Here is a 12,223-nt window from a genome sequence, read left to right as displayed (position 1 = left end):
TCCAAACCACCCATCATGGCGATGAAGGAGTGGCATAAAACCCATCCGGAACTTTTTAAAAAGCGACCTTATAATCATGCGGGACTTGACACCTACGAACAACAGCACCAACAGTATGAGCAACAAGTGGCCGAATGGAATTCTGCGTGGGCCGCACATCAGCAACAGGAGGAACAACGGGCCGACGCTTTCCATGATCAGCTTGGCAAAGATCAGTCATGAATCGTGGAGATCCTCACAGCGGAATTGAACGAGTTGGACTGGCCCCGGGAAACGTTGGTGGATTTTGATATCGATCTGAGCAGACGAGCGGTCTACCTGGATGTTGACCTGCCCGAGATTGAGGACATCCCGGCACGCATGGCTCGTTATGGCGCTCGTAATCGTCGATTGTTGATCAAACAGAAGTCAGGCCGTCAGTTACGCGAGGAGTACGCCCGGCATATCCACGGTGTTGTATTGCGTTTGACCGGTGTTGTGCTGGCGCTGATTCCGGGTGTCGAGCGGGTCGTCGTGTCAGGCTATTCCCAACGACTGGATGAGGGCACAGGGCATATTAATGATGAGTATCTGCTGTCAGTACGGGTCGATAAAAACGACTTTGCGCAGTTGAATTTTGAGCAGCTGGACCAGGTGGACCCCATAGCAGCACTTGAGAGGTTTGATCTTCGGCGTGAGATGACCAAGACCGGCATTTTTAGGTCGGTTGAGCCGAAAGAGCTACTAGCCTGAATCAGCGACGATGATTACGCCTTCTTGGTAATCTGATGCTGGTACAGAGTCGATACATAGAGCAAGTATCCATGAAAATCATGACGCAAAAGGTTGTCGAGGCTGTCGAAGACATTCGCTGCGATGTCTGTGGTGTCAGTACATCTGGCGGAGGGGAGCGCCCCCCCTCAATTTGGCGAACTCCGAGCCGAATGGGGATATGGATCTCGTCATGATGGCGAACGATATGAGGTGCACTTGTGCGAAAGCTGCTTTTTCTCCGCTCTAGCAACACTGAAAGAGAAGAGGCGGGCCTGCCGCATGTTTGATGAAGATGAGCAGGGTGGTGAGGCTGCAGAGTTTGGTCTTGTGGTCCTGGGCGATAATGGATGAGTGGGGCATGGAGCTTCGATCACTCTTCACCAGTGTGCTGACACGCTTCTAAGAATTGGGGTTTCTGCTATGCGCACACTTCAGAAGTTGATGGGGCCGTTGCCGACATTAGTTTGCAACCCAAAGCAGACATAGAAAGCTGCCCTGTCTCAAGGTAACTCCACTTTCCCTGTTATTCTGTTCAGCTCTATCGATCCAAAATTCTGTCTATACTGAACCCTGTTCCGATTTATAATCACGACCACTAATGAGAGGGATTCCCTATGTGGTGTGGTACTGTTCTCAAAGGATGTATGTCTCTTGCTGTAATGCTGATAATGGTGGTGACAGCTCAGTCTGACGCAGCGCCCCAACTGGATCGAAATTCATCAACCGCCGATCATTCAAGATTTACATCTCTACAAGGACCATTCAACTCAGGTCCTGAGGTCACCGAAGCATGCCTGAAGTGCCATACTGAGGCGGCTGAGCAGATTCAACAAAGCCTACACTGGACTTGGGAGTATGAGCATCCGGTGACGGGACAGATGTTGGGAAAACGCCACGTCATTAACAGTTTTTGTGGCTCGGTGACCTCCAACGAGCCCCGTTGCACCAGCTGCCACGTTGGTTATGACTGGAAAGACATGAAACAGCCACCCCCACAGGCTGAAAACAAGGTCGATTGTCTGGTGTGCCATGACACCACTGGGCAGTATGCGAAACTGCCGGCGGCGGCGGGTCATCCGGCTTACTCACTGCGAGAGGTGCCGTCCGGCAGTGGCAAGGTACTCTCACCGCCAGATCTTGCAGCCATCGCGAGAAAAGTGGGCAGCAGCGGTCGACAGAACTGTGGTGCCTGTCATTTCAACGGTGGCGGTGCCGATGGCGTCAAACATGGTGATCTGGACTCATCGTTGATTACGCCACCCTTCAGTCTTGATGTTCATATGTCGTCTGAAGGAGCTGATTTAAGCTGTGCCGACTGCCATACCACGACTGCGCACAGTGTGACAGGCAGTCGGTATCTGACCAACGCACGTGACAGCCTGGGGATTGATGTACCGGGACACACGGATATGAGCCGTGCTTCCTGTGAGTCCTGTCATGGATTTAGTCCGCATGAAGAAAAAAAGATCAATGAACATGTAGACCGTGTTGCTTGCCAGAGCTGCCATATTCCGGCTTTTGCCAGGGGTGGCGTTGCCACTAAAACCTGGTGGGACTGGTCGACAGCGGGGCGTTTGGATGAAACAGGGCAGCCGATTAAGGCGTTGGATGATAACGGCCACCCCTCCTATTTCAGTACCAAAGGCGATTTCCGACATGGTGAAAACGTCGTGCCGGAATACCGCTGGTTCAATGGCGTTGTTCAATACACTCTGAAGGAAGAAAAGCTGGATGTAGCCCACCCTCCTGTCGAGATCAACAAAATTGGTGGTAGTGCTGCAGATGCCAGTGCCCGTATCTGGCCATTCAAGATTATGCACGGCAAGCAACCCTATGACCGTGTTCATCAGACCCTGCTCGTGACCCATGTATTCAGCCCTGACGATGATTCAGCGCTGTGGAGTAACTTCAGTTGGCCCAAGGCGCTAAAAGCGGGGGCAGAACAGGCCGGGCAACCTTTCAGTGGTGACTTTGGTTTTGTCGAAACTGAAATGTACTGGCCTATTACGCATATGGTGGCTCCCGCGGCTGATGCACTGACGTGTCAGGAGTGTCATGCCCGCAGCGGGCGCATGGATGCGATAACGGGTGTATATATTCCAGGGCGAGACCGCTCTGTCAGTCTGGATACTATTGGTTGGGGGGCCGCGCTGTTGGTGCTGGCTGGCAGTCTGCTGCATGCAAGCGGCCGCATCATGATGACCGTGCGCAGGGGGAAAACAAAATGAAACAGCACATGGTGTTCAAGCGCTTCGAACGTTTCTGGCATTGGTCTCAGGCGGGCCTGATCTTTTTTCTATTGGCCACCGGTTTTGAAATTCACGGCACCTATCAGTTATTCGGCTTTGATCAGGCGGTATCGCTGCACACCAGTGCAGCCTGGTGCCTGATTGGCCTTTGGGTGCTGGCCATTTTCTGGCACTTCACCACCGGTGAGTGGCGCCAGTATCTGCCGACCACCGATAAGTTGGGCGCGGTCATTCATTACTATGCCGTGGGTACCTTCACCGGGGCGTCACATCCATTCCGTAAAACAACCCAGGCCAAGCATAACCCCCTGCAGCGCCTGGCCTACCTCTGGTTCAAGCTGATGATATCGCCGCTGATCTGGGGCTCTGGCCTGCTTTATCTCTTCTACAACGATTGGGCCAAGACAGAGGAGTTGTTGTCACTGAAGTGGGTGGCGCTTGTCCATACGGGAGCCGCGTTTCTGATGCTTATATTCATCATTGCGCATGTCTATATGGCTACGATGGGCAAAACGGTATTCAGTCTGATCAAACCGATGGTTACTGGCTATGAAGATGAAGAAACGGAAATGGAAGCTAAGCAAGCCAGAAAGCCAGGGAAGGTGTCCGGGTAATATAGTTCATGTTTACGTTGAACAATTGTTTCAAAATGATGATGATGACTTATGGAAGCAAATTTGGAATTTTCTTAGGCCAAAACGATATAAAAAGGACCTCTGTCATGGCATATAACAAACCACTCATGGCTGCAGCTATCTCGGCAGCTGCTACGGTATTTGCAGCTCATGCTCAAGCGGAAGAGCCGATTCAGCCCATTGAGCCAGTTAAAAATGTTAACTTGGCGCTCGCAGAGTTAGGTAAGAAGCTCTATTTTGACCCGCGATTGTCGAAGTCTGGATTTATTTCTTGTAATTCTTGCCACAATTTGAGCATGGGAGGAACTGATAATATAAAGACCTCGATTGGTCATGGCTGGGCACAGGGCCCTATTAATTCACCAACCGTGCTTAACTCCAGTCTGAACGTAGCGCAGTTCTGGGATGGACGAGCCGCTGACCTGAAAGAGCAGGCTGGTGGACCTATTGAAAACCCAGCAGAAATGGGCTTCACGCACGTGTTGGCGGTAGATGTGATCCGCAATATCCCTGGCTATGTACGTGATTTCCGCCTCGTGTTCGGAGATGAAGAGGTCAATATTGATAAGATCACCAATGCAATAGCTGAGTTCGAAAACACTCTGGTGACGCCCAACGCTCGCTTTGACCAGTGGCTGCTAGGCGATAAAAATGCGATCACTCAGTATGAGCAAGAAGGTTATGAGCTGTTTAAAACCAGTGGCTGCGTAGCTTGCCACAATGGACCTGCCGTCGGGGGTAACTCGTTCCAAAAAATGGGCCTTGTGGAGCCGTACCAGACCAATAATCCTGTCGAAGGTCGTGCGGCTGTGACCGGCAAGGACGCAGATCGTTTTACCTTTAAGGTTCCGACACTCCGCAACGTTGAGCTGACTTACCCCTACTTCCATGATGGAGAAGCTGAAACTCTGACTGAAGCAACGGATATCATGGGACGCCTGCAGCTGGGCCGCAAGTTTACGGACGAAGAGAATGCCAAAATTGTTGCTTTCATGAAAACGCTCACAGGTGACCAGCCGCAGTTCCTGATGCCAATTTTGCCACCTTCAGTAGACGAAACACCGAAACCAAAACCATTTGATTGATAATTGTCCGCCTAGTCATCATAGGTTTTACTTATGATGCCAATAGGAGTAAGCAAATAGCTTAGAGTTATACTTGGTATATATTTGCTCTGTGGATGGCGTTCCGAGAATAAAGTGAGTGTTCTCGGAATCCATGGTGAAAAGCAAGGGAGGCTTATTTGCTGTTGATGTTTAACGTCAGCCACAAAGTCTGCTCCAGGCTGTTTTGATACCCACGGCTTGGAGCAGCTTCCGGTCAGTGCCTGTTACTGATTGGACCGCACACTGCTTTTTTACTCCAGCGAGGCAGTGTGCGCCCCAACCTGCCCGTAATCATACGTACTCAAAGCTAGGGATAGAGAGGTTAGCTTGTGATTAGACGTGACCCTGAACAGGCCTGGCACCCCAGCTATTGGCTGGCTGCTCTTGGGGCCGGTGGTCTTTCCATATCCTTCTTTATGTATCTGATGTGGCTGCTGCCCCACCCAGGCTTCCCTATGCCGACTTGGCAGCATCTTGAAGCTCTGTTAGCCGGTTCTGTTTTACTACCCACAGGCGTCCGCCCGATCGCGATACTTTCAACACTGTTCATGCTGTTGCTGGCGTTGCTGCATTTTGTGCTGCTGATTTGGAATCTTCGAGAACAAAGCGCGGCACGCCGGACTGACGCTTATAAACGATTGCTTGGGTCACCGGCTGAAGTTCAGTTAATGACTCAACCTTTAACGTTGGCGATGACCGTCAATGTCTGTTTTGCATTGGGCGCGCTTTGGGTGCCTGGTTTGTGGTCCATCGTGGAATATCTGTTTCCATTGGCCCTGTTGGCCTTTGCCGCTATCGGGGCCTGGTCACTCAAGCTGTATGGCCGTTACCTGAGCCGGATGTTGGTAAGTGGTGGCTACCGCAGTGAAGAGCATAACCACCTGTCACCGCTCATTGCCGTTTTTACGTTTGCCATGTTGTCCGTGGGCTTGGCTGCTCCCGCTGCCATGTCTCACTCACAGGTTGTGGCGGCATTGGCAGGGACACTGTCGATCCTGTTTCTGGTGGTTTCGGTTGTTACCGGCGTACTGGTACTGATTTCCGGCCTGCAGGCGATGCTTCAGCATGGTCTGCAGACTCAGGCCACTCCCAGTATATGGATGTTGGTACCGATCATGACCCTGCTCGGTATCGAGTGGGTGCGCATGCAGCACGGCTTGAGTCATCACTTTTCCACTTCAGTCGAGCAGGGCCGGTTATTTGTCGTGCTGACGACCATTTTCATGCTCCAGCTGGGTGTCATGCTGCTGGGCTATCGTGTAATGCAGCTAAACGGCTACCTCAAGGCCCATTTGCAGGGTGACCAGCGCAATCCCATCAGCTTCGGGTTGATCTGCCCGGGGGTGGCCGTGTTCGTGATGGGCATGTTCTGGTGGCATCTGGTGTGGGTGGAAGGCGGCATGGTCACTGCGTTTGGCCCTGTGTACTGGTTGGGTATTGCATGCCTTGCGGTGGTGCAGTTATTAACGCTGGCCGCATTGCTGCGCCTGAGCAGTCGTCTGCTGAGACACAAGCCCGTTGCCATTGCCTCCATGCAGTAAATACAACGCGTCTATCAGGGCGATAGTTAGAATCAAGCGACAGAATGCGGACGATTGTCCGGAGATTGCTTAGTATTGATCACATCTAATTTGAGTGGCAGGAGAGTTAGCATGAATGACGTGACCAGGCCCCCGAGCGTGCCTCAGGTGAAAGCCTTTTTCGATGAGCCGACCAATACCTTCAGTTACGTCGTGAAGGATCCTGACTCGAATGCCTGTGCCCTGATCGACTCGGTGCTCGACTTTGATTATGCCAGCGGCCGCACTGATGTGCGCTCGGCCGACGAGATTATTTCGTATGTGCGTGAACAGGGTCTCAGTGTGGAATGGATCCTGGAAACCCATGTGCATGCGGACCATCTTTCCGCCGCGCCCTATCTGCACCAGGCACTGGGTGGCAAAACCGGAATCGGTGCCATGATTACGGTAGTGCAGGATACCTTCGGCAAGGCGTTCAACGCGGGTACCGAGTTTGCACGTGACGGCAGTCAATTCGATCAACTGTTCAAAGAGGGCGACCACTTCAAGATCGGGAATCTTGAAGGGCAGGTACTGCACACCCCAGGGCATACGCCTGCCTGCTTGACCTATGTGATCGGTGATGCCGCATTCGTCGGTGATACCCTGTTCATGCCGGACTATGGTACTGCACGTTGCGACTTCCCCGGTGGTGATGCACGTACCCTTTACCGCTCCATTCAGAAAGTACTCAGTCTGCCCGGCGAGACACGGATTTTCCTCTGTCATGATTACAAGGCACCGGATCGGGAGGAATTCTGTCACCAAACCACAGTGGCAGAGCAGCGTGAGCAGAACGTGCATGTGCATGAAGGTATTAGTGAAGACGAGTTTGTGCGCATGAGATCCGAGCGTGACGCAACGCTCAATATGCCAGCCCTGATTCTGCCATCGGTTCAGGTCAACATGCGTGCCGGTGAAATGCCGCCACCAGAAGACAACGGACAGGTGTATCTGAAAGTGCCGATTAACCTGTTCAAATAATGCGAGGTTCTCATGGATATCAAGGAACTTGAACCCGGCTTTTCGATCTGCCATGCCATCTATCCGAGCGACATGGCAGAACTGAAATCACGTGGCTTTCGCGCGATCATCTGTAATCGCATGCCGGGCGAAGCAGAGGACCATGTTGACGATTCCGCATTGCGTCAGGCGGCAGAAGCGGTCGGTATCGAGTGGGTCGAAATTCCCGTCACGCCGGGCGAATACACGCCTGAAGTGATTGAAGCCTTTGGTGCAGCGATTGAAAGGTTGCCGACGCCGATACTGGGGTTCTGTCGCAGCGGGCGCCGTGCCGTCTCCCTCTGGATTCATAATCAGATGCAGCAGGCGACCTGTGACATAGGGCCGCTGTTGCAGGCCGCTCATGCCGCAGGTCACGACCTGCACGAGCAGAAAGATACGTTCATAAATCGGTGACCTGGCGGGTCTAAAGGGATTTGAGTGAATATCAGACAGTATCTCCCGATCCTTGAGTGGTTGCCGGCGTACCGCCTAGCAACCCTCAATCAGGATCTCCTGGCGGCCATAATTGTGACCGTGATGCTGGTGCCGCAGTCACTGGCCTATGCCATGCTGGCCGGTTTGCCGCCAGAAGTGGGGCTTTATGCCAGCATCGCGCCCTTGTTGGTTTATGCGATCCTGGGTACCAGCCGAACCTTGTCGGTTGGGCCTGTTGCGGTGATTGCGTTGATGACGGCCACCACGGCGGGCAGCATCGTGGCACCTGAAAGTGAATCCTATCTGACGATGGTGATTCTGCTCACGTTTATCTCCGGGGGCATGCTGACGCTGATGGGGGTATTCCGCCTGGGCTTTCTGGCCAACTTCCTCAGTCACCCCGTCATTTCCGGGTTTATTACGGCATCCGCAGTCATCATCGCTTTCAGTCAGCTCAAGCACCTGCTGGGCGTATCGGCCAGTGGCCATAACTTCCCCGAGGTGCTGGCCGCTTTGGTGCAGGCACTGCCGGACCTGAAGGTCATCACGCTTCTGTTGGGGGGCGGTACCCTGTTGTTTCTCTTTGCGGCCCGGCGCTGGCTGGGTGTTGCCATGCTGCGGCTGGGGTGTAGCCAAGGCATCGCAAGCGGTGCCGGGCGTTTGGCTCCGATTCTGGCCGTTGTCGTGACGACCTGGATGACCGCGCAATTTTCGTTGGCCGAAAAGGGTGTTGCCGTTGTGGGAGAAGTACCCGCAGGTCTGCCGCCCTTGGCTATGCCGACATCAGATTGGAGCCTCTGGGGGCAACTCTGGGTCGGAGCCTTGCTGATCAGTATCGTCGGCTTTGTGGAGTCGGTGTCGGTCGGCCAGACCTTGGCGGCCAAGCGTCGTGAACGTATTGAGCCTGACCAGGAGTTGATTGCGCTTGGTTGTTCCAACCTAGGGGCCGCATTCAGCACCGGCATGCCGGTTACCGGGGGCTTTTCCCGCTCCGTCGTGAATTTTGATGCCGGGGCTCGCACGCCTGCAGCCGGGGCTTTTACCGCCCTGGGCATTCTGGCGGTTATTCTCTGGCTGACCCCTTTGTTGCAGACACTGCCGATCGCAACGCTGGCGGCCACGATCATTATTGCCGTGCTCTCACTGATCGATTTCCATGCGATCAGGCATACTTGGCGCTATTCCAAAGCCGATTTCTCGGCCATGCTGATAACGGTTGTCATCACGTTATTGCAGGGTGTTGAGGCTGGCATTCTGGCGGGTGTCGGCTTGTCTCTGGCGTTGCATGTCTACCGTACCAGCCGACCCCATACGGCGGTAGTCGGCCGCGTGGCCGGTACAGAGCATTTTCGAAACGTAGAACGGCACAGTGTAGAGACGACACCCGAGCTGCTGGTTATCCGGGTGGATGAAAGCCTCTATTTTCCCAACGCCCGTTACCTGGAAGATCAGATACAGGCATTGGTCAGTCAGCGTCCCAAAGTACGGCATCTGGTACTGAGCTGTCAGGCGGTCAATCATATCGATGCGTCGGCGCTGGATAGCCTGGAATCTATTAATGCACGCCTTAAAGATGCCGGCATCAAGCTCCACCTGGCTGAAGTCAAAGGGCCTGTCATGGATCGGCTGGAGCTTATCGGGTTCCCGAAGCAGCTGAGCGGTGCCATGTTCATGAGTACGTTTGATGCCTGGCAGAGTTTGAAGGCAGAACACTAACCATCTTCAGCGCTATAAGGTTCAGCTGGGTTGCGGCTGGGAGAAGCTATGTGCATTGTTGATCGTCAGTGTTGTGTAAGGGATTCTCTTCGCGCGGGTTTGGTTTTTTCCAGGCTTATGTTATCCAGACAAAGTTGGGTGTCTGTCAGTGGTCGGTATCCAGAAACCGCTGAATAGCGGTGTCAGGCTCGGTCTCATCCGTAATAAACAAGTGAATACCTTTTTTCCCCAATCGTTGCGAAAGTCCCGTACCGGCACCCGCAGTTATGAGCACGTCAATACCATCCAACGGATGCTCATCCTGTGGGGAGCTGTCATGAAATGACTGCTCTTTGCTCAATTCGAGCAAGCTTTTGTCGACTATCTGCCTATTGTTGACGGTATACAGCCAAAATTTTCGACAGCGTCCGGCATGTTCGGTAACGGCTTTGCGATTCTGACTGGTGACAGCAATTTTCATGGACGTCGACCTCAGGCTAATGATGAAAAAACCTGTACAAACTGTATGCAAAAATACAGATTCAGTAGCGCATTTTTATGCTCTTTAGTACAAAATCAATATTAAGTATTTTCTAATATAGTGCAAGTCGTGTGGCTGGGTTGATGGGCTAGGTGCAGACATGGACTTTGCAGCATGACGATCGGAATGACACCAATGAAACTACGAACAGCACTTGCGTTACCCTCGATTCGCCGAGTGCTGTTTTTCAGTGTGCTATTGGCGTTGGCAGGTGGCTGGGTGGCAGGTCGTATGACTCATCCTGCTCTTGGACTGGAGGTCGGGTTTTATAACGCCAGTGAGGTGATGATTGAGTCCATTCAACTGGATTTTGGCAGTGCCGATACCCAGTCGCGTATCCAGGTCTTTCGCATAGCGCCCGGTGAAACGCGCACCCTCGCCCTCAATCACAGCAAGGGCATGGGGTTCAACGTTCAAGTCAATTACAGTGATGGGCGCAAGCAAGAGTTCTGCGCACTGCGTGGTGATGATCGGGCACGGCCAGAGTTGGAGTTAAGGCCCTGAGTGCTTGCGGCTACCCGCTACCAAGTGGGCTGGGGTGACGCATCTGCAATAATGGCCAACTGCCTTCGACAATCATGACGACAGTGTAATAAGTTTCGACTATTATCCTTATTGCCAAGTAAAATTTCATTTTGTTATAAGCTTAGAATATATTGTTCTCAGTGAAGGGCAAAAAAGCCCACCAACGGACGAAACTGGAGAAACAACAGATGGCACTTCGTATCAATGACATCGTACCGAACCTTGATCTGAAAACCGATCTGGGCGATTTCAAACTTCATGATTTCATCGGCGACAGCTGGGCAATCCTGTTCAGCCACCCGAAAGACTTCACTCCGGTGTGCACCACCGAGTTTGGTGCCGTGGCTCAGCTGGCCGCCGAGTGGGAAAAGCGTGGCACCAAAGTGATCGGTCTGTCTGTCGATGGCGTTGACGAGCACGTTGAGTGGAAAGCGGATATCGAGAAGTACTCCGGCGCGCCTGCCAACTTCCCGATCATTGCTGACGAAGACATGGCAGTTGCCAAAGCTTTGGATATGCTTCCGGCCGATGCTTACCTGCCGGATGGCCGTACCGCGGCTGACTCTGCCAGTGTCCGTGTCGTGTTCATCTTCAGCCCGGACAAGAAGCTGCAGCTGGCGATGACCTACCCAATGTCAATCGGTCGTAACTTCGCCGAAGTTGTGCGTGCGCTGGATGCACTGCAGGCAACCTACCAGGTGCCGATCGCGACTCCGGCAAACTGGGAAGTCGGCGAAGATGTAATTGTGGCGCTGTCGCTGAACGATGAAGAAGCGAAAGCGAAGTTTGGCGACATCGATGTCAAACTGCCTTACCTGCGTACCACCAAGCAGCCTTAAGAACTACTGTTTGACCAAGTAATACACCCTGCTGAAAACTACAGTATTCAGCAGGGTGTTTTGGAATACTGCGAATAAGTCTGACCAAATGTCGTTGCCACTGCCTCAGACGCGGTAATTCAACACTTTCCCCCTTTCTAACCACTTGCAACTGCCTTTTCAGGCAGTGTAGGCGGATTAATCCTGCGCTCTCAACATCTGGTCTTCCAGCACAACCTGTCCCGACAACTCATTGACGAAAACCAAGCCGTAGTGGTCGAGACATTAAAAGTGAAAAACCTGCTGAAGAACCAGAAACTGGCGAAGAATATCGCAGACGCCAGCTGGTTCAGCTTGATCCAGAAGCTGGAGTACAAGGCCAAGGCACAAGGCAAGCATCTGGTCAAAATAGATCAATGGTTCGCCAGCTCTAAGACCATTCGCTCCGATGATTGAGAAGGTTGTCGGCTACGAGCGCAGATGCTTAATTACGGCTAGCTGTAAGCGCTACATAGCAATGTACACCAGCAACGACTATCGGTGCTTATATTGTCCGGGTGCGAATCCACGGTTGACCACAGCTGGTCGAAGCTGAAGATGCTTGTTTCTTCGCCCAGATACTCGTTTTCGCCACATCCTAAAGCTACTTGACTTGAGACTGCGTCGCATTAGGCGTATCACGCCAACCTCCGACAATCCGTAGCAATGCTCAATGGCTTCGAATGGGGTCCGGTCCTCCCATGCCATCTCAATAATTCGGGAGTGATCTTCAGATGACAGCAACATGGGGGATCCATATGGTTGATTTAACTGTCGCATCCCGGATGATCATATAAGCCAAAGGCGTTATCCTTGGTTCGTCGCTCGCGACATCATGTACCACGCCATTGAGCAATTCATCC

General features: G+C 52.7%; 14 protein-coding genes. 12 read left to right on the top strand and 2 right to left on the bottom strand.

Features of this window, described 5'->3' with window-relative positions; genetic code table 11:
- The 9 genes from KTN04_RS16150 to KTN04_RS16110 all read left to right on the top strand — a co-directional run.
- Positions 1–222: hypothetical protein (locus KTN04_RS16150; protein WP_456085654.1), on the top strand; the 222-nt coding region annotated here is incomplete at its 5' end.
- Positions 223–279: 57 nt separating this feature from the next.
- Complete coding sequence (locus KTN04_RS16145; RefSeq protein ID WP_217336256.1) at positions 280–732, top strand: hypothetical protein; 453 nt, start codon at positions 280–282, stop codon at positions 730–732.
- Between the two features lie 665 nt (positions 733–1,397).
- Positions 1,398–2,981, top strand: a complete 1,584-nt coding sequence (locus tag KTN04_RS16140) for a tetrathionate reductase family octaheme c-type cytochrome (protein WP_217336255.1) — start codon at positions 1,398–1,400, stop codon at positions 2,979–2,981.
- Positions 2,978–3,616 carry a cytochrome b/b6 domain-containing protein gene (locus KTN04_RS16135; protein ID WP_254262622.1) on the top strand — a complete coding sequence of 213 codons (639 nt, stop codon included), beginning with the start codon at positions 2,978–2,980 and terminating at the stop codon, positions 3,614–3,616. The genes KTN04_RS16140 and KTN04_RS16135 overlap by 4 nt, the downstream gene beginning before the upstream one ends.
- A gap of 107 nt (positions 3,617–3,723) precedes the next feature.
- Positions 3,724–4,722 carry a cytochrome-c peroxidase gene (locus tag KTN04_RS16130; protein ID WP_305799501.1) on the top strand — a complete coding sequence of 333 codons (999 nt, stop codon included), beginning with the start codon at positions 3,724–3,726 and terminating at the stop codon, positions 4,720–4,722.
- 350 nt (positions 4,723–5,072) lie between these two features.
- Positions 5,073–6,284, top strand: coding sequence for a TsoY family (seleno)protein (locus KTN04_RS16125; protein ID WP_217336254.1), 1,212 nt, complete (start codon positions 5,073–5,075; stop codon positions 6,282–6,284).
- A gap of 111 nt (positions 6,285–6,395) precedes the next feature.
- On the top strand, positions 6,396–7,286 hold the full coding sequence (locus KTN04_RS16120; protein ID WP_217336253.1) for an MBL fold metallo-hydrolase: 891 nt from the start codon (positions 6,396–6,398) through the stop codon (positions 7,284–7,286).
- Positions 7,287–7,298: 12 nt separating this feature from the next.
- Complete coding sequence (locus KTN04_RS16115; RefSeq protein ID WP_217336252.1) at positions 7,299–7,721, top strand: TIGR01244 family sulfur transferase; 423 nt, start codon at positions 7,299–7,301, stop codon at positions 7,719–7,721.
- A 24-nt stretch (positions 7,722–7,745) separates the two neighbouring features.
- The gene (locus tag KTN04_RS16110) at positions 7,746–9,458 is read left to right on the top strand and encodes a SulP family inorganic anion transporter (protein WP_217336251.1); all 1,713 of its coding nucleotides are present in this window, start codon (positions 7,746–7,748) and stop codon (positions 9,456–9,458) included.
- 145 nt (positions 9,459–9,603) lie between these two features.
- On the opposite strand, the gene KTN04_RS16105 is transcribed toward KTN04_RS16110, so the two are convergent.
- Positions 9,604–9,918: a NifB/NifX family molybdenum-iron cluster-binding protein gene (locus KTN04_RS16105; RefSeq protein WP_217336250.1), complete on the bottom strand. Its 315-nt coding sequence runs from the start codon at positions 9,916–9,918 to the stop codon at positions 9,604–9,606.
- Positions 9,919–10,113: 195 nt separating this feature from the next.
- Between KTN04_RS16105 and KTN04_RS16100 the strand changes: the two genes are divergently transcribed.
- From KTN04_RS16100 to KTN04_RS16090, 3 genes are all read left to right on the top strand, one after another.
- Entirely contained in the window at positions 10,114–10,482 is a 369-nt protein-coding gene (locus tag KTN04_RS16100; RefSeq protein WP_217336249.1) for a hypothetical protein, read from the top strand.
- A 209-nt stretch (positions 10,483–10,691) separates the two neighbouring features.
- Complete coding sequence (locus KTN04_RS16095; protein ID WP_217336248.1) at positions 10,692–11,342, top strand: peroxiredoxin; 651 nt, start codon at positions 10,692–10,694, stop codon at positions 11,340–11,342.
- 180 nt (positions 11,343–11,522) lie between these two features.
- Positions 11,523–11,777: a transposase gene (locus tag KTN04_RS16090; RefSeq protein WP_328515995.1), complete on the top strand. Its 255-nt coding sequence runs from the start codon at positions 11,523–11,525 to the stop codon at positions 11,775–11,777.
- A 78-nt stretch (positions 11,778–11,855) separates the two neighbouring features.
- On the opposite strand, the gene KTN04_RS16085 is transcribed toward KTN04_RS16090, so the two are convergent.
- A complete protein-coding gene (locus tag KTN04_RS16085) occupies positions 11,856–12,107 on the bottom strand; it encodes a TIGR03643 family protein (protein WP_217336247.1) in 252 nt (83 codons plus the stop codon).
- Positions 12,108–12,223 lie beyond the last annotated feature (116 nt).

This window comes from Marinobacterium weihaiense, from assembly GCF_019061305.1.
In the GTDB taxonomy this organism is placed as follows: domain Bacteria; phylum Pseudomonadota; class Gammaproteobacteria; order Pseudomonadales; family Balneatricaceae; genus Marinobacterium; species Marinobacterium weihaiense.
This window is presented reverse-complemented; position numbering and strand designations above follow the sequence as displayed.

Bases quoted from the DNA above. Each gene is read 5' to 3' on its own strand.
- KTN04_RS16130 (WP_305799501.1), top strand. From the start codon at position 3,724: ATGGCATATAACAAACCACTCATGGCTGCAGCTATCTCGGCAGCTGCT.
- KTN04_RS16135 (WP_254262622.1), top strand. From the start codon at position 2,978: ATGAAACAGCACATGGTGTTCAAGCGCTTCGAACGTTTCTGGCATTGG.
- KTN04_RS16140 (WP_217336255.1), top strand. From the start codon at position 1,398: ATGTCTCTTGCTGTAATGCTGATAATGGTGGTGACAGCTCAGTCTGAC.
- KTN04_RS16100 (WP_217336249.1), top strand. From the start codon at position 10,114: ATGAAACTACGAACAGCACTTGCGTTACCCTCGATTCGCCGAGTGCTG.
- KTN04_RS16105 (WP_217336250.1), bottom strand. From the start codon at position 9,918: ATGAAAATTGCTGTCACCAGTCAGAATCGCAAAGCCGTTACCGAACAT.
- KTN04_RS16120 (WP_217336253.1), top strand. From the start codon at position 6,396: ATGAATGACGTGACCAGGCCCCCGAGCGTGCCTCAGGTGAAAGCCTTT.
- KTN04_RS16115 (WP_217336252.1), top strand. From the start codon at position 7,299: ATGGATATCAAGGAACTTGAACCCGGCTTTTCGATCTGCCATGCCATC.
- KTN04_RS16085 (WP_217336247.1), bottom strand. From the start codon at position 12,107: ATGTTGCTGTCATCTGAAGATCACTCCCGAATTATTGAGATGGCATGG.
- KTN04_RS16095 (WP_217336248.1), top strand. From the start codon at position 10,692: ATGGCACTTCGTATCAATGACATCGTACCGAACCTTGATCTGAAAACC.